This is a genomic window from Streptomyces cinnabarinus, assembly GCF_027270315.1.
Lineage (GTDB): Bacteria > Actinomycetota > Actinomycetes > Streptomycetales > Streptomycetaceae > Streptomyces > Streptomyces cinnabarinus.
This window is the reverse complement of the sequence record NZ_CP114413.1, coordinates 1,486,944-1,502,287: the sequence shown is the minus strand read 5'-3', so window position 1 is coordinate 1,502,287 and position 15,344 is coordinate 1,486,944. Positions and strand designations below refer to the sequence as shown.

At 71.0% G+C, this 15,344-nt stretch carries 28 protein-coding genes and 1 tRNA gene; all 29 read left to right on the top strand.

Annotated elements, in window-relative coordinates; genetic code table 11:
- The first annotated feature begins 49 nt into the window (after positions 1-49).
- The 29 genes from STRCI_RS06635 (at position 50) to STRCI_RS06495 (ending at position 15,340) form a co-directional block, all read left to right on the top strand.
- Positions 50-793: a VWA domain-containing protein gene (locus STRCI_RS06635; RefSeq protein WP_269657916.1), complete on the top strand. Its 744-nt coding sequence runs from the start codon at positions 50-52 to the stop codon at positions 791-793.
- Between the two features lie 80 nt (positions 794-873).
- Positions 874-1,161 carry a hypothetical protein gene (locus STRCI_RS06630; RefSeq protein WP_269657915.1) on the top strand — a complete coding sequence of 96 codons (288 nt, stop codon included), beginning with the start codon at positions 874-876 and terminating at the stop codon, positions 1,159-1,161.
- A gap of 144 nt (positions 1,162-1,305) precedes the next feature.
- Complete coding sequence (locus STRCI_RS06625) at positions 1,306-1,671, top strand: HU family DNA-binding protein (RefSeq protein WP_269657914.1); 366 nt, start codon at positions 1,306-1,308, stop codon at positions 1,669-1,671.
- 3 nt (positions 1,672-1,674) lie between these two features.
- Positions 1,675-2,142, top strand: a complete 468-nt coding sequence (locus tag STRCI_RS06620; protein WP_269657913.1) for a WhiB family transcriptional regulator — start codon at positions 1,675-1,677, stop codon at positions 2,140-2,142.
- Positions 2,139-2,594, top strand: a complete 456-nt coding sequence (locus tag STRCI_RS06615) for a helix-turn-helix domain-containing protein (RefSeq protein ID WP_269657912.1) — start codon at positions 2,139-2,141, stop codon at positions 2,592-2,594. Before STRCI_RS06620 ends, STRCI_RS06615 begins: the two co-directional genes overlap by 4 nt.
- Positions 2,591-2,797 (top strand): hypothetical protein, encoded by a 207-nt coding sequence (locus STRCI_RS06610; protein WP_269657911.1) that lies wholly within the window; start codon positions 2,591-2,593, stop codon positions 2,795-2,797. Before STRCI_RS06615 ends, STRCI_RS06610 begins: the two co-directional genes overlap by 4 nt.
- Complete coding sequence (locus STRCI_RS06605) at positions 2,779-3,018, top strand: hypothetical protein (protein ID WP_269657910.1); 240 nt, start codon at positions 2,779-2,781, stop codon at positions 3,016-3,018. The genes STRCI_RS06610 and STRCI_RS06605 overlap by 19 nt, the downstream gene beginning before the upstream one ends.
- Complete coding sequence (locus tag STRCI_RS06600; RefSeq protein WP_269657909.1) at positions 3,018-3,236, top strand: hypothetical protein; 219 nt, start codon at positions 3,018-3,020, stop codon at positions 3,234-3,236. Before STRCI_RS06605 ends, STRCI_RS06600 begins: the two co-directional genes overlap by 1 nt.
- Positions 3,237-3,242: 6 nt before the next feature.
- A complete protein-coding gene (locus STRCI_RS06595; RefSeq protein ID WP_269657908.1) occupies positions 3,243-3,407 on the top strand; it encodes a hypothetical protein in 165 nt (54 codons plus the stop codon).
- Complete coding sequence (locus tag STRCI_RS06590; RefSeq protein ID WP_269657907.1) at positions 3,404-4,909, top strand: glycosyltransferase family 2 protein; 1,506 nt, start codon at positions 3,404-3,406, stop codon at positions 4,907-4,909. The genes STRCI_RS06595 and STRCI_RS06590 overlap by 4 nt, the downstream gene beginning before the upstream one ends.
- On the top strand, positions 4,906-6,357 hold the full coding sequence (locus STRCI_RS06585) for a hypothetical protein (RefSeq protein ID WP_269657906.1): 1,452 nt from the start codon (positions 4,906-4,908) through the stop codon (positions 6,355-6,357). The genes STRCI_RS06590 and STRCI_RS06585 overlap by 4 nt, the downstream gene beginning before the upstream one ends.
- Before the next feature lie 238 nt (positions 6,358-6,595).
- The gene (locus STRCI_RS06580) at positions 6,596-6,862 is read left to right on the top strand and encodes a hypothetical protein (protein ID WP_269657905.1); all 267 of its coding nucleotides are present in this window, start codon (positions 6,596-6,598) and stop codon (positions 6,860-6,862) included.
- Positions 6,863-7,004: 142 nt separating this feature from the next.
- Positions 7,005-7,322: a hypothetical protein gene (locus tag STRCI_RS06575; RefSeq protein WP_269657904.1), complete on the top strand. Its 318-nt coding sequence runs from the start codon at positions 7,005-7,007 to the stop codon at positions 7,320-7,322.
- A complete protein-coding gene (locus tag STRCI_RS06570; protein ID WP_269657903.1) occupies positions 7,319-7,651 on the top strand; it encodes a hypothetical protein in 333 nt (110 codons plus the stop codon). Before STRCI_RS06575 ends, STRCI_RS06570 begins: the two co-directional genes overlap by 4 nt.
- Positions 7,651-8,034, top strand: coding sequence for a hypothetical protein (locus STRCI_RS06565; protein WP_269657902.1), 384 nt, complete (start codon positions 7,651-7,653; stop codon positions 8,032-8,034). Before STRCI_RS06570 ends, STRCI_RS06565 begins: the two co-directional genes overlap by 1 nt.
- Positions 8,031-8,336, top strand: a complete 306-nt coding sequence (locus tag STRCI_RS06560) for a hypothetical protein (protein ID WP_269657901.1) — start codon at positions 8,031-8,033, stop codon at positions 8,334-8,336. The genes STRCI_RS06565 and STRCI_RS06560 overlap by 4 nt, the downstream gene beginning before the upstream one ends.
- Positions 8,329-8,496: a hypothetical protein gene (locus tag STRCI_RS06555; protein WP_269657900.1), complete on the top strand. Its 168-nt coding sequence runs from the start codon at positions 8,329-8,331 to the stop codon at positions 8,494-8,496. Before STRCI_RS06560 ends, STRCI_RS06555 begins: the two co-directional genes overlap by 8 nt.
- On the top strand, positions 8,489-8,647 hold the full coding sequence (locus STRCI_RS06550; RefSeq protein WP_269657899.1) for a hypothetical protein: 159 nt from the start codon (positions 8,489-8,491) through the stop codon (positions 8,645-8,647). The genes STRCI_RS06555 and STRCI_RS06550 overlap by 8 nt, the downstream gene beginning before the upstream one ends.
- Entirely contained in the window at positions 8,644-9,120 is a 477-nt protein-coding gene (locus STRCI_RS06545; protein WP_269657898.1) for a hypothetical protein, read from the top strand. Before STRCI_RS06550 ends, STRCI_RS06545 begins: the two co-directional genes overlap by 4 nt.
- Positions 9,107-9,673, top strand: coding sequence for a DUF7341 domain-containing protein (locus STRCI_RS06540; RefSeq protein ID WP_269657897.1), 567 nt, complete (start codon positions 9,107-9,109; stop codon positions 9,671-9,673). The genes STRCI_RS06545 and STRCI_RS06540 overlap by 14 nt, the downstream gene beginning before the upstream one ends.
- Positions 9,670-10,413 (top strand): hypothetical protein, encoded by a 744-nt coding sequence (locus STRCI_RS06535; protein WP_269657896.1) that lies wholly within the window; start codon positions 9,670-9,672, stop codon positions 10,411-10,413. The genes STRCI_RS06540 and STRCI_RS06535 overlap by 4 nt, the downstream gene beginning before the upstream one ends.
- Entirely contained in the window at positions 10,410-11,663 is a 1,254-nt protein-coding gene (locus STRCI_RS06530; RefSeq protein ID WP_269657895.1) for a DNA methyltransferase, read from the top strand. Before STRCI_RS06535 ends, STRCI_RS06530 begins: the two co-directional genes overlap by 4 nt.
- A 130-nt stretch (positions 11,664-11,793) precedes the next feature.
- The gene (locus STRCI_RS06525) at positions 11,794-12,141 is read left to right on the top strand and encodes a hypothetical protein (protein WP_269657894.1); all 348 of its coding nucleotides are present in this window, start codon (positions 11,794-11,796) and stop codon (positions 12,139-12,141) included.
- Positions 12,142-12,151: 10 nt separating this feature from the next.
- Positions 12,152-12,397, top strand: coding sequence for a hypothetical protein (locus STRCI_RS06520; RefSeq protein WP_269657893.1), 246 nt, complete (start codon positions 12,152-12,154; stop codon positions 12,395-12,397).
- A gap of 31 nt (positions 12,398-12,428) precedes the next feature.
- Entirely contained in the window at positions 12,429-13,631 is a 1,203-nt protein-coding gene (locus tag STRCI_RS06515; protein WP_269657892.1) for a DUF932 domain-containing protein, read from the top strand.
- 108 nt (positions 13,632-13,739) lie between these two features.
- Positions 13,740-13,813, top strand: a tRNA-Ile gene (locus STRCI_RS06510).
- Between the two features lie 32 nt (positions 13,814-13,845).
- Entirely contained in the window at positions 13,846-14,277 is a 432-nt protein-coding gene (locus STRCI_RS06505) for a hypothetical protein (RefSeq protein WP_269657891.1), read from the top strand.
- 82 nt (positions 14,278-14,359) lie between these two features.
- The gene (locus STRCI_RS06500; protein ID WP_269657890.1) at positions 14,360-14,968 is read left to right on the top strand and encodes a cell envelope biogenesis protein OmpA; all 609 of its coding nucleotides are present in this window, start codon (positions 14,360-14,362) and stop codon (positions 14,966-14,968) included.
- Positions 14,969-15,106: 138 nt separating this feature from the next.
- A complete protein-coding gene (locus STRCI_RS06495) occupies positions 15,107-15,340 on the top strand; it encodes a hypothetical protein (protein ID WP_269657889.1) in 234 nt (77 codons plus the stop codon).
- Positions 15,341-15,344: the final 4 nt, after the last annotated feature.

Below are 15,344 nucleotides of genomic sequence, written 5' to 3'. Positions count from 1 at the left end.
AGTTCCGGCCCGGCGGCGGGCGGTCACCAAGAGAGAAGAGCAACCACCCATGTTCAACCGCAAGAAGAGCCCGGCCCCGAGCGGCCCGCACACCCCGGCGATCAGCCTCGACAAGGTGCCCGCGCCGCTGGTGTCCCTCGCCAAGGCGGCCACCGCGTCGCTGGAGAAGAGCGGCCTGTCCGGGCTGCGCGCGGCCGTGTACCTGGTCGTCGACCGGTCCCGCTCGATGCGCCCGTACTTCGCCAACGGGTCCGTGCAGCGCCTCACGGACCAGACGCTCGGCCTGTCCGTGACCGTCGACGACGACGGCCAGGTCCCGCTGGTGATGTTCGACAGCCGGCCGTACCCCATCGTCGACGTCAGCCTCGACCGGTACCAGGGCGTGGTCGCCCAGCAGCACCAGCTGCACGGCGGGGACCACACCATGGGCGGCACCCAGTACACGATCGCGATGCGCGCCGTCATCGAGCACTACCTCAACTCGCAGTCCTCGGATCCGGCGCTGGTCATCTTCCAGACCGACGGCACACCGCAGGACCCGGACGACGTCTGTCTCCAGCTCGTGCAGACGTCCAAGCTGCCGGTGTTCTGGGCCTTCTGCGGATTCGGCCCTGGCAAGGTCCGCTTCCTCACCGAGCTGGACACGATGCGCGGCCGACTGCTCGACAACGCCTCCTACTTCCACGCCGGGGCGGACCCGCGGTCCGTGCCCGACGAGCAGCTGTACGACGGCCTCGTCGGCGAGTTCGGCAAGTGGGTTCCGCAGGCTCGCGCGAAGGGCCTCCTGCCGTGAACGGAAAGTGCCCGATCTGCGGCAACCCCTACCCGTGCCTCGACCACGTCGTCCCCGCCATCTCGAAGGACCCCAGCCTGATGCGAACCATCCGTGCCCGCGCCGCTGTTACGGCTGTTATCGCCGCGGTGACGCTCGCGGTTCTCGCCGGATGCAGCGCGAAGGGCACCGAGCCCTTCAAGGACGCGCCGCGCTCCGGCAAGGACAACGGCACTGCGGCCGACCTCATCCGCTTCCCGGACGGCTTCTCCAACGCGGCCACCAAGTGTGACCACGGCAACCGCCTCTACAGCGCCTACCACGGTGACAGCCCGTACGCCGCGATCGCCGTCGTGGCGAACGACCCCACCTGCGCGGACAGTCGGTGAGCCGCCGTCGCCGCCGCAAGTCCTGGATCGGCGAACTCGTCGACGCCGCCCTCGACAGCCTAGCCGTCTGGCTCTCCCGCCTCCTGCCCTGACCGCCCGGCGCGGGGCCCCGTCCTGCCCCGCGCCTCCGTCCTGGAGCATCCCGTGAAGAAGAAGCCCACCCTCATCACCGAGCGTCTGACCACGACCAAGCTGGTCGAGGTTGTCGCGGCCGATCTCGGCATCACGCTGAAGGAGGCGCACGAGACGATCGTGGTCGTCTTCGACGCCATCGCCCGCGCCGCCGCGAGCGGACACGACGTCGCCGTCACCAACTTCGGCACCTGGATCTCGTCCCGCACGCGGCGGCGTACGGCACGCAACCCCCAGAACGGCGACCCGGTCCCCGTGGCCGCCTTCCAGAAGGTCCGCTTCCGCGTGTCTCCGCACCTGCGCGAAGCCGTGCGCCGCCGGGACCGCAAGGTCACCATCCGCAAGGCGCCCAAGGGCGCCCGGACGGCAGCGGAGTGAGTCATGTCGTACACCGGATCCGTACCCGACACGGTCGCGCGCCCCCGCGACTGGATGGGGCAGGCCGCCTGCCGTGACGACGTGGACCTGTTCTTCGACCTTCAGCGCGTGCACGAGGCCCGCGCCGTGTGCGTGGTCCGCTGCCCCGTCCGCGCCCAGTGCCTGGCCTCCGTCATGGCCCGCGAGGAAGGCACGTCCGAGCACTCCCGTGACGAAGGCGTCTTCGCCGGCTTGGACCGTCGCCAGCGGTGGCGCCTCGATCCGAAGGCCCCCGGCAAGGGCGACGACGGTCCGGCGACGGCGGCGGTCGAACTGCCGCAGTGCGGAACGGCGGCAGCACTCGAACACCATCTCGCCCGGGGCGAAGCGGTCGACGGCACGTGCTGGAGCGGCGAGCTGCGTCGGCACCACGTCAGCCACCGCGTACGCCGTACCGACGGCGAACCTGAAGCCCTGCCGGAGGCGCCATGAAGGTGCGCGCAGACATCGCCGAGCTGCTGCGGGCGGGCAACCTCACCCACGCCGAGATCGCCCGCAGGCTCGGCGTCGACCGGGGCACGGTGCGCAAGGTCCAGAAGGCGCTGGGGCTGCCCGGCCCGCGCCGCGGGCAGGCGCGCGCCCACGCCTCGCTGGAGGAGGCGTTCTGGGCTCACATCGAGCCGAGCGAGGACGGGCACGCGAGATGGACCGGCTACCGCGACGACCGCTCCGGCCTGGCCCTGGTCTTCCACGGCAAAGCTCGCGTCCCCGGGCCCAGGCTGGCGTTCCGGCTGCGCTACGGCCGAGACCCAGTAGGACGCGTCACCCACGCCTGCGGCAGGCCCGACTGCCACGCCGGGTCGCACCTGGCCGACGACGTCACCCGCGCCGCGAACCGGCGGGCCGACCGCGCCTTCGAGCGCATCTTCGGGGACCCGCCGTGACCCGGCAGCTGGCCATCTTCGTGGACTGCCCGTACGGCGGCTGCGAAGACGGCTACTGCGCCTGCCTCGACGTGGACCCCGATGTCGACGAGGACCAGGGCGACGCCCCCGAGCGGGGCAGCGCCCGGCCCGTCGGCACCGTCCCGATCTCCATCGACGACTACGAACCCCCGCAAGGAATCCCATGCCTCCGCTCAGCCTGATCGCGCTCGCCATCGGCTTCATCGCCGTCGTCGGCACGCTGTTCGGTCTGCCCGACCGGTGGTTCTTCGGCCTGCTCTCCCTGACCTGCATGATCTCCGGCGCGCAAGTCGCCTACTACGACCTGCGCGCGTGGGCGGTCGCGTTCCTGGCCACCGGCATGCTGCTCGCCGTCGCTGCCGCGGTGGCCGCCATCAGGGCCGCCCGCCGGAGGAACCCCTGATGGCCCACCTCACCCCGTGGCAGGTGTTCCTGGTCGCCGTCATCGGCGGCTTCGCGGCCGGACTCGCCAACACCCTCCTGCGCCTGATGTGGCGCGGCCTGGACCGCCTCTTCGAGGACTTCGTGACCTGGCGCGACGCCTGCCGGACCCGCCGCGACCACCTCCGCACCTGCCGGGCCATCAACGCGCTCGGCACCACCAACCACCCCAAGGAATAGCCCCTCATGTCCGACCAGCTCGCCCGCACCGGAACCGCCGGAAGCCTCGTCATCGGCGGTGTCGCCCTCACGGGCTACTACCTGGTGGCCCTCGCCGCCGCCATCGTCCTCGTCGGCGCCCTCGCCGTCCGCGTCGGCTTCCGCTCCGGCCGTAAGGCAGGGGAGAAGTGACCGGCATACGCCCCCTGACGGCGCACCGGCACCGCTCCGGCGTCCTCCTGACCGGGGCGCTGTGCCTGACCCTGGCCGCAGGATGGGCCGTCCACCACGGCATCCAGGCAGCCCAGTACGGCCATCACTCCAGCCGCCTCGCCGTCGTCTGGGCCACCACGTTCCTGCTGCTCGCCACGCAGACCGTCATGTACCACTGCGAGCGGCCCCGCCGGGTCACGCCGCGCGCCCGCCGCCAACTCGACGCCCTACACGTCGCCGTCCTCCTGCCCGTCTACAACGAGGACCCGGGCTACTTGAGGCTCGGCCTGGAGTCGTTCCTCGCGCAGACCCGCCGGCCCACCTCGGTGCACGTCGTCGACGACGGCTCGACGACCGGCGACTACCGGCTCCTGCGCGGCTGGTGGCTGGCCGCCGCCGATGCGGCCGGGATCGCCACGACGTGGCAGCGCACCCCCAACGGCGGGAAGCGGCACGCCCAGGCCGCGGCCGCCCGCGCCTGCCCGGAGGCGGACGCGTACGTCACCGTCGACTCGGACTCCTGCCTGGCGCCGAACGCCCTGGAGGAGATCCTCCTGCCGTTCGCCCGCGCCCGGGTGCAGTCCGTCGCCGGGATCGTCCTCGCCACCAACCACCGCAGGAACCTGCTGACCCGGGTCACGGACCTGTGGTTCGTGACGGGGCAGCTCACCGACCGCTCCGCGCTGTCCGCGACCGGCGCCGTCCTCGTCAACAGTGGGCCGCTCGCCGCCTACCGGGCCCCGGTGGTCCGCGACAACCTCGACAGCTACCTGAACGAGCGGTTCCTGGGCCGCCCGGTGATGTTCTCCGACGACAGCCTGCTGACCCTGTACGCGCTGCTGCGCGGCAGCGCGGTGCAGCAGCCCACCGCCGTCGTGTTCACCGCTCTCCCGGAACGGCCGAGCCACTTCCTGCGCATGTACATGCGGTGGATGCGCGGCTCCACGATCCGCTCCGTGTGGCGGTTCCGGTACCTGCCGCTGTCGGGCTGGGCGTACTGGGCGCACCTGCTGAGGTGGTTCCAAGTTGCGCTGTCCACCGGGGTCCTGGGCTGGCTGCTCATCGTCGAGCCGATCGTCTACGGCCGCACGCCGCCCGCGACGTTCTTGGTCGTGCCGTTCCTGGTCGGCTGGGCGCAGGCCCTGCGCTACCTGTCCGTCGCCCGCAGCGACGAACGCCTGTGGGGGCGGCTGGTGACGTGGCTGCTGATGCCCCTCGCCGTCATCGGCGCCTGGACCGCGCTGCGCGCCGCCCGCTGGTACGGCGTCGCGACCTGCGCCCGCACAGGCTGGGGCACCCGCCAGAACGGCGCCGAAGTCACCCTCGACGAGGCACCGGCCGCGGCCCTCCCGGACGACGACACCGTTCGCATGCGCATCCCCGTCGCCAAGCTCCTCGACCCCGACACCGAGACCACGCTCACCATGCCCATCCCGCACCAGCGCACCGCCACGCCCATGCACGAAGGAACCGCGCGATGACCTTCTGCTACACCGACCCCGACGGCGACCTCATGCACATCGAACCGCTCACCCGCCACGGCCAACCCGCCATCAGCCTGCGAAGCCAGCCCGCCGGCACCAGCAACGGCGCCGCCGTCCACGTCCCCGTCGACCGGATCGAGGAGTTCATCGCGGGCGTACGCGACACCGCGCGCGATGCTGCCGCTCACGCCAAGAGCGAGGCTGAAGGGTTCCGGCCGGTCACAGCCGAACCGGTCACCTTCGGCCGCCCTTTCGTCCTGCGGCGGGACCGTGACGTCAGCGGTGTCTCGGGCACCGGCTTCATCGCCGACGGGGTCCTGTTCCCGGACGGGCAGGCGGTCATCCACTGGCGCGGGGAGTGGGCGCTGACGACGCCGCATCCGGACGGCATCGACTCGATCATGGCCATCCACGACCACGGCGGCCAAGGCGACCTGCACATCATCTGGCCCGACCAGGAAGGGCAGCGGCAGAAGGTGCTCGCCCACATCGTGGAAGCGTTCGACGTCCCCGCGGAGTTGTGTGGTCCTGAGGCGGAACGGGCCTGGCTGCGTCGCCAGATCGAGCAGGCGATCCAGAGCGTGCAGGACGGGGAAGCGGCCCCGGTCGAAGTCGATGACGAGCGGATCGTCGACGCGGTGATGCCGATCGTGCGCCACGTCCAGGAGCAACGGGACCGTGCGCGGAGGACCGCGGGCCGGGCCTACCTGCTCGCCGACCGCTGGCAGGCCGCCCACGGTTCCGCGATGTTGCTCGTGCGGGCGGCTGGGGCCGAGTTGCGCGACGAGCTGGATGAAACAGGGGAGTGCGACCACCGGCTGATGCCGATCCTGTCCGGCATCGTTCGCGGTGGTCCGTGCGTTGTGCATGGACCGCACACCGAGCACAGGACCGCTGACGGCACTGTCTTCACAGACATCGACCACGGTCCGCCGAACCAGGGTCCGTTGACGGGGATTGAGGTGCCGGACCAGTGCCCGTACTGCGACGGGCCCCCGCTCATCCCGCGCCGTCAGATGATCGACCACATCCGGGAGCGCCACCCGGACATCACCGTCGCCAGCCACGAGAACGGCAGCCGGGCGTGGTCCGAAGGGACCGAGCCCACCCCATGCGACGCATACGAGCCGCCGGACAATCCGGCCGACACCGGCTTTTGCGCCCGCTGCGGCATGTTCGACCACACGCACCCCTCGCGGTTCCGCGTGGGCGGCCCCGACGTTCCGGTGCCGCCAGTCGAGTCGGAGAGCGTCGGCCTCACCCCGCGACAGCGCGCCCACAAGGCCGTCCGCGAGTACGTAGAGACCCTCCGGGGGACCCCGCCGACCACCCAGTCCCAGCGCACAGCGCACATCTGGCTCGCCGTGAACCGTGCCCTCGAAGCCGCCGGGCACCCCATGGATCCCGAGACGCAGTGGGGCCTCCCGCACGAGATGGAGGTCTGACCGTGATCTGCAAGCCCTGTCGTGACGCGGCCGATGGCGTGCCTGGCGCTGAGCACTGCAAGGAGACCGGCGCCCCGTCCTGGTCCTGCTCCTGCGGACACCGGCCCTCCACCCGCCAAGTCCAGACGCTCACGCAGGAGTGCCGCGACACCAACGACTGCTGTCCCGGCGGGCCCTTTGCATGCCGACTCGATGCAGCGAGGGCCGCCGCTCCTGCACACGGGACGGAGGTGTGACCGTGGCGCAGCGCATCAGGGCCGCCAGCGTCCGCCAGCTCCTCATCGACCAGGGCCACGAGTTCTCCGAGTTCGAGGGCGGCGAGTGGGACCCGGGCTTCCGCGTCGCCCAGGCCGGACGCCGAGCCGTGCACGTCTTCTACGACGGACCTGGCGAGGCCGAGCAACTGGAAGCCATCACCAGCGAGCTCCGCGCCGCCGGATACCACGTCGTTGCCTCCCAGCAGGACCGCGGCGGCCGCCGGCGCCTGGAGGTGACCCGGCCGTGAGTCTCGCCCTGGTCCTGCTCGTGACGTTCGCCTTGGGGCATGCCGTCGGTCGCCGTGCTGCGATCCGTCACTGTGCCCAACTCCTTCGCGACGTGTGCCACTTCGACGCCGCGAACCTCATCGCTCCCGGAAAGGACCGCTGGTGAGCGAGCGCCGCATCATCGACTGCGAGGCCCTGTGGGCGCGCCAGTTCAGCACGCCGGACGGCATGCACGCGGTGCTGACGTGGCTGCACGCCAACGGCATCAACCCGCGCGACGTGCCGGTGTCCTCGGAGCTGGTCATCGAGGACAGCGCCTTCGGGGTCGTCATCCGCTACGAGGCGTACCTGCGTACGGCGGAAGGCTGTCCGTACGTCGACCCCGACGACCCGGACCGGGCCGCGATGGCAAGCCGTACGGCGCTGCTCCTGCTCGCGCCGCTCGCCGACTGGCTGACCACGACCGGCGGTGAGCGATGAGCACCCAGGACTTGGTGGCCGAGCTGCGCACCGCAGCCGCACGCGTGCGCGCCAGCGCCGACATGAAGGCCCGCGTCGACAGCGACAACCTGCCGCTGCTGGACATCATCCGCAGTCTCCTGCGAGCGGCTGAACCGCTCGCCCGATGGCTGGACGAGCAGGCCCGGTACGTCGCCGCCTCCGGCATGTACGACGTCCTCGCCCTCGATGTCGCCCGCGCCATCAACGACACCGGCGAGCCCGGCCGCGGCGAGGACGGACACATCGCGGACCGGCACAGCGGCGCCTACCTGTACGAGCGACTGAAGCGACTGAGCGGAGAAGTCTGATGCAGCCCGTCTTCACCCGCGGCTTCCGCCTGCACCACAACGGCCAGGTCCTCGACGGTGCCGAGTTCCCCTCCGGCCGCACCTTCGTGATCGACGACCCGGAGTTCGGGCTCGCCACCGTGGCGACATCGCTGGAGGAACTCCTGAAGGGCTACCACGGCGCGCGCGTCGAACGGCCCGACGGGCAGCCGGTGCCCACCGCGCTGCTGCTGGACCTGGTGAACATCGCCGCGCAGGCCGCCGATTCCGACGACGTGCGCCGCGCCGACGTGGCCCGTGCCGTTCTTGGCCAGCTCACTAAGCACCTCGGCTACGACGTCGCTGAACGCGCCGCCGAACAGGAAGCCGCTCGCGCCCTCGCACGAGGGGAGACACACCTGTGAGCGCGCCCCACCCCGGCGAAGTGGTCATCGAGTACCAGACCGCAGTGGAAGCCGCGCTCGCCGTCGCGGACGCCGACCTCCGAGACCGCCACGGGCCAGAGAACGCGGTCGAGCCCTGGTACCTCGCGCCCATGGGCCTGACCGACCACATCTATTCGACCTGCCCCCACCTGCTCCGATCCCTCAAGGGAGCCGAACCGCAGCAGGGCTCGGGCGCGCTGTACCCCGACGCCGGTGACGTGTGCGGCTGGTGCTGCCGCGTCTGGCGCGCACGACGAAGCAAGGAGCACCCCGATGCCTGACCGCCACGTAAGCGTCACGCTCACCTTCCGCACGGATGCACCGCCCTCGGCCCTGGCCATGGCAGTCGGCGCGGCGATCACCAATCACGTTCCAGATGCGCTCACCTCGATCGTCTGGCACGGCTTCGACCTCGACGAGGAAGAGACCCCCAATGCCTGACGAGATACCCGCCCCGATCACCGAACTCGCTGCCATGGCCGTGCAACACCACGAGGCCTTCCAGGCGTGGGTCGACGCCGGGTTCACGGAGGCGCAGGCTCTCGACCTCCTGAAGACGATCATCCTTCGAGGCATAGCAGGTGGCGCGTGATCGACGAGCCCACCGTCACGCTGACCTTCAAGCGGTACGCCCTCCAGTTCCTGGCGGACGAAGAGGTGTTCCTCGACCTCGACGTCTCCATGCAGCGCGAGATCTTCGGCCAGTACCTGTTCCAGCTCCGCACGAAGCTCCTCGCCGACGATCTGCCGCCCCACATGCTCACCCAGCGGACCCGGGTCCCGTTCGAGGTGCCGGCCTCCACCTGGCAGATGTGGAAGAAGCGTCACGCGTGCCGCTGGTACGCCCGGCGCATGGTCGCCCGCTGGCCGGTCCGCTACGAGCCGGACCCGGACGGCCGCTACGCCGACGCCGTGTGCTCCTTCGACCTGGAGCGCTTCCGCACCTACCCGCAGGCCCGGGTGCAACTGCCGCGCGACCAGTTCGGCATGGCGGTCCTGGCCCACGGCATCCGGAACGTCCGCTGGAGCGTGCTCGGGAGGGAGGACGGCCATGCAGACGCTTGACGACCTGGTGCGGGACCTCGTGGACCGCTTCACGGGCGACGAACACCACCCCGGCGACGGCGGCCCCGGCCTCATCCACCGGCTCGACACCCTCGGTCTGCGCACCCGGCAGCCGGCCACCGGCGGCCACGCGTCGCCCGGGTCGCGGCCGCCGACGTCGCTGGAGGCGGTGTCGTGGTCGCAGCGCATCAAGACCGAGGCCATCGGCTTGGACATGCGGCTGCGGCAGTCAGCGCGCACGCAGCGCTGGGACCGGGCGCTCAAGGCGATCCCGCCGGGCGCGGAGGCCGCAGAACAGGTGTCGGAGGTGGCCCGGATTGTGGGCCGGTGGCACGGCACGGTGCTGACGGTGCTCGGGCTGCGGGGGCCGTCGGTGCACTTCCGGCATGCGCTGTGTCTGGCGTGCGGGGAGCGCACCGTGTATGGCCGCGCGGACGATGACCGGCCGCGCGCCTGGTGCATCAACGACGGCTGCGAGGACGGCGATACGGGCGGCCCGGCCCGCTACGAGGGAAGCCGCCTGTACCTGCTCACCGAGAACCGGGCGTCATGAGCGCCGACATACCCGTCGCGCACGGCTACACCGTGCGCGACCTCGAACACCTCACCCGCACCGTGCTGCGCCTGGACCGCTGGTACACCGCTGGCGACATCGATGAGCGGTACGACGCGGTCTGGTTCGGCATCACCGAGCACCTGCTGACTGCCGTCGAACCGCCCACCCGGCGCGAGCTGCTGAACGCGGGTACTGCGGCCTCCGACGCGCGCGTCAAGGACGACATGCGCACCCACGGGCGGTGCACGCAGAACTACGGCCAGCCCATGCCCCGCTTCCACGCCTACTGGAACCCGGCCAACCCGCCATCCCCGGAGCCACGCGTCGTCGACCGCCTCGCCGTCGAGCAGATCTGGCCCCTCCTCCAGCCCCGCCAGCAGCAGGCTCTCGCCGCGCTCGCCGTCACCGGCGACTACGACCAGGCCGCCGCCGCGCTCGGTGTCACGAAGGGAACGTTCAGCGTGCTCATCTCCACCGGGCGCCGCCGCTTCTACGCCTGGTGGCACGAGCACGAGACACCGTCCCGGCAGTGGCGCACCGACCGGCGCGTCCGCTCCCGCAACGGCCGCGACCACTTGGGGCGGCAGCGCCTCGACGAGCGGCAGGTCGAGACCTACCGCGAGCGCCGCGAGGCTGGCGAGCCCGTGAAGGCTCTGGCCGCGGAGGCGGGCATCGCGGCCGCCACCATGTACAGGCTGCTCAAGGGCACAGCCAAGCCCGCGCGGGTGATGACGTGAGGCCCGGCGTCCTTGAGGCGATCGCTGCCGAAGCTCCCGGCCCCGGCGGGCAGCGGCAGATCGTGCGCCTGGCCGTCAATGCGGTCGCGGCCGCCCGCGGCCTGCAACCACCTTGGCCGGTTGGGCTGCCCGACGATGCTGCCGAGCGTGTACAGAAGCTCCTGTCTGACTTCGGTGATCTCGGCCAGTGGGGAGCGGCGGAACTGGGTGCTCTGCGCGAGGAACTGCTGCGAGCCGAGGACCGCAGCGCATCGGGCGCCTGGTACACCCCGGCCGAAGTCGCAGGACCGTTGACCTGTGCGGCCTTCCGCCAGGTGGCCGACTGGTACCTGGACGACGACCCGGCCGACGTGTTGAAGGTGTCCGTTCTGGATCCGGCATGCGGCGGAGGCGTGTTCCTGGTGGCGGCTGCCCGGCTGCTGGCCGCGCTGTACGTCAGCCGTCTCTATCGCACGCAGCGCCCGGCTCCGCTCACGGTTCAGGCCGTGATGGCGGATGTACTGAAGTCCTGCGTGTACGGCATCGACACTGACCCGGTGGCCGTCGACCTCGCGAAGTCGGCGTGCTGGCTGGAGACCAGCGGGTTCACCCCTATCACCTGGCTCGACGACAACATCATCGTCGGGAACGCCCTCGACGGTGACATGCCCTCGACTCTGGCCGGCCGCCTCAACTGCGAGCGGCCGTTCGTCATCGTGGGCAACCCGCCCTACCGGGACAAGGCCAAGGGCGCCGCGCCCTGGATCGAGGCCCGCCGCCCGCGGCGGGCAGCCGACCGCACCCCGGACGAACTGTGGCGCCCGTCGATGGACGAGTTCCGTATGCCCGGCCAGGGTCGCATGGAGTACTCGCTGTCCAACCTGTACGCGTTCTTCTGGCGTTGGGCGCTGTGGCGCGTCTTCGAGACCCGCATGAACTGTGGCGCCGTCGCCTTTCTCACACCGAGCGCCTGGCTGGCGGGCGAGGGGTTCAGCGGGATGCGCGCCGCCATGCGGCGGACTGCCGACCAGATCCTCGTCGTGGACCTGAGCCCGGAGGGCAAGGCTCCGCCGGTTCCGACCCGTATCTTTCCCGGCGTCACATTGCCGCTCTGCGCGGCAGTGCTCATCCGGCGCGGAGGCCCACGACCGGACGACCTGGCCCCCGCGCACTACGCCACCGTGGCGGGCACCCGCGAGGACAAGTTCCGGCAGCTGGAACAGCTCCTCGACGGCTCCAGTGCCGGGGAGCGGACCAGCGGCGACAGCTGATCAACGGGTGCGGACGGGTCGGGAGTTGTCAAAGAAAGTACGACCAAACAGTTGTGGTGACTCGTACTCTCTCGTACAATTTTTGACATGGGGCAAGGCGTTCGGCCCGGCCCACACCGCAGGGGGTGCCATGAACCGCAGGATCACCGTCGCCGAATACCTGGTCCGGCGCGGACTCCCGGCCGACTGGCGGTTCGGTTCGTGGCTCGGCCGTGTGGCCGCAGAGATCTACCGCGACACCTACCGGCGTGAGCCCCGTCGCGCGTTCCGGTTCATCAACGGCAGGTTCCGCCGCGTCATGGCGTACACGCCCGGTGAGCGGCACGTGCTGAGCGAGGCGTGGGAGGCGTACGGCCGCTACGCGGTAGACCGGCCCGCCCCGGCCGCTCGGCCTCGCCCCGTTGCGGTGCCCCGGCTGACCAGCGGCGACGCCATGCGCTGGATCCCGACCAACGCCCCCGTCCGCAGCCACCCGTGAAGGAGGAGTCATGTCGGACACGCTCATCCGCGCACTCGACCTGATCGAGCCCGGCGCCCTAGTCATGTACCACGGCTCCATCACCGACCTGCACGGCCTGTGGCTGGCCATCCCGTGCCCGTGCCGGATCTGCCGGGCCCTCGACGCGCACGGTCTGCCCGACGTGCGGTGCGCCCTGGTCGACCCGTGGGGCGAGCGCTCCGGCCCGTTCCACGCCCGCCGCGAGTCCATCACCCGATCCGCCGCCTGCGCCTGACACCTGATCAACCCTGAAGGGGGAACCCATCGTGACCACCGACGTCAACACCGCCTTCGCCGCCGAGAAGACCGCGCAGATCGAGAGCATCCGCAACGTCGAGCGCCGCTTCCAGGCCCGCATCGACCGGGGCGAGATCCGCATGATCGGCGGCGACCGGTACGAAGTCCTCACCGGCTGGGACCGGGGCGAGACCTTCACCGTCGCCCGCAACACCCAGGGCCAGATCGAGCAGATCATCGCCAACCACGGCCTCGACACCCGCGCCGACGGCACGATCGGCCTGTACGCGTCGTCCCCCGCCTGGCACGATCTCGGCCAGATCATCCCCGGCGGGACCACCGACATCGACGAGGTGCTCGGCCTGTCCGGCCTCGACTTCAAGGTCGACACCGTCCCCGCCCTGTACGAGTGGAACGGCGAGTTGCGCGAGCACGTCGACCAGCGGCACACCGTCCGAACCGACACCGGCGCCGCTCTCGGAGCCGTCGGCCGGAAGTACATGCCGATCCAGAATCGCGCTGGGTTTGAGTTCCTCCAGGAACTCGTGGGCCGCTACGACGTCGTCTGGGAGTCCGCCGGACTCATCCGGGGCGGGCGGCGCGTGTTCATCGCCATCCGCCTGCCGGAGACCGTCACGGTGGACGCCGACGGCATCAACGACTTGATCGTCCCGTACGTGGCGGTGATGAACGACCACAGCGGGAAGGCGCAGTTCCAGTGCATCGTCACCCCGTGGCGGCCCGTGTGCGCCAACACGGAGAGGTTCGCGGTCCGCGACGCCGTCACCCGCTGGGCTGTCCGTCACACCGCCGGGGCCACCAGCCAGATCAAGGAAGCCCGCCGCACCCTCGGCCTGAGCGTCCGCTACTTCGCCCAGTTCGCCGACGAAGAGACCGCCCTCGCCCGCACTGACATCGCCCTGCGCGACTTCCACGACGTGATCGGCGACCTGTGGCCGCTGGAGGACGACGCCACCGACCGCACCAAGACCAACCACGCCGCCCGTACCGGCGCCCTCGACGACCTGTTCCGCACCGAGACCGAGCGCGTCGGACACACCGCCTACGCGGCCGAGCGCGCCATCACCGGCTACCTCGACCACGCCGCCCCTCGCCGCCCCGCCAAGACCATGACCGAGGAACTGGCGCGCGCCACCGCGTCCTTGGAAGGCGCCGACGACGACCTGAAGACCCGGGCCCACAAGCGGCTGCTGCTCCTGCGCAAGCCCTGACCAGACCAGCGGCCGGGCTGACTCCCCCCAGCCCGGCCGCTCCCAGGGCCGCCGCCCCGCGCACCCCCCGCCCCGGGGCGGCGGCCCGCCCAAACCACTCAACATCGCGGTGCTGTAGCTCAGTTGGCAGAGCGCGGATCTTATAAGTCCTGAGGTCGTGGGTTCGAGTCCCACCAGCACTACTCCAACCTCGCATCCCGTGACTGGAGTTGCCATGACCGCTACCACGGTCACCCCTTACCCCGAGACGCCAGCTGAGGTCGCGCGCGCCGTCCTCGACGCCATCGACAACCAACCCGACGCCTTCGACATGCAGAGCTGGGCCTACCTCACGGAGTCCATCCGGCTGGCCCCCAGAGCGGTCCCGAACTGCGGCACAACGCTGTGCGCGGCCGGATGGGTCGCGCACGTCACCGGCTGGACCCTCGTCGACCTGCCCGAAGACGAGGAGGACGAAGTCACCGGCCGCGACGAGGATGGCGCCGACGTCCCGACCACCGCTCAGTGTTACGCGGAGAGGGGCGATGAGCGGCGCCTGATCTGCGACGTGGCACAGGACGCCCTCGGCCTGACGCCTGCGGAGACCTTCTGGTACAGCCCTGCCGATACGGCCCTGAAGCGGCTCCGTGAGATCGCTGGACGCTGACCCCTCAACTGCCCGGCGGCCGGACACGCGACCCTTCCGACTCGCTTCCGCGCCGCCGGGCGCCATCTACCGGAGACCTCCTATGCCGAAGCCACGTCGTTCCCGAACAGTGCAGCCGCCCGCCCGCGCGGCAGCCCTGCCGCGCCACGGCGGACTGGCCGTCCCGTGGATCACAGGATGGTTCGACGGACGCCCCTACTTCGGCGTCAACTTCCCGGTCCGCCGCAGCCAGGCCGTCACGTACCGGCTGTGCCAGTTCTGCCGCCAGCCGCTCGGCCGCCGTATCGGGCTGGTCGTACGGCCCGCAGACACGTCCGCCGGATACGTCGACGAGCCCGGCATGCACCCCGAATGCCTCGACTACGCCGTCGCCGTCTGCCCGATGCTCAACGGCGCCATGGACCACTACCGGTCCGGCCCGCCCGCCACCGTTGCGGGCCTGCTCGCCTCGACGCCGGCGCGCGCCGGGAAGCCTGCCGAAGCGTACGAAGCCTGGTTCATCACCCCGTCCGGCTACGAGATCGCCTATGCCGCCGACGGCATGGTGCTCGGCATCCGCCTCGACGTGCCCGTCCTGATGAAGCGGCCCGTACGCGCTGCTGCACACCCCCGCCTCACCGACGAGCACGCGGCCCTGCTGCGCCAGGTGCTCGCCCTCGAATCCTCACCCGAAGGACTGACCACGCCATGACGACCTCGCCCACGCGCCACCTGTCCGGCGCCGCCGAACTGATCAGAGAGTTCAACCACGCCTCCCAGTTCACCAAGGCGGACTGGGAGTGCCCCAGCGCTTCATGCCGCGCTCGGTGCCCTGTCCAGCCTCGTCGCGATGCTGGCGCAGTCGATCGAGCAGTCCGTGCGCCCCGTGATGCACACCTACGAACACGGACGCCTCGCCATCGACGGCGGAGGCGACGCCGACCAGGCCATCAGGCACATGCGCACCGCCGTGGACAACGCCGCGACGGCGGCACGCCTGCTCGCTTCCACGGTCGACCACCTGCACGCCACCACGTCGCCCATGAGCGTCGACACCCGCGGCCTGACCGGAATCGAGGACTGAGCGC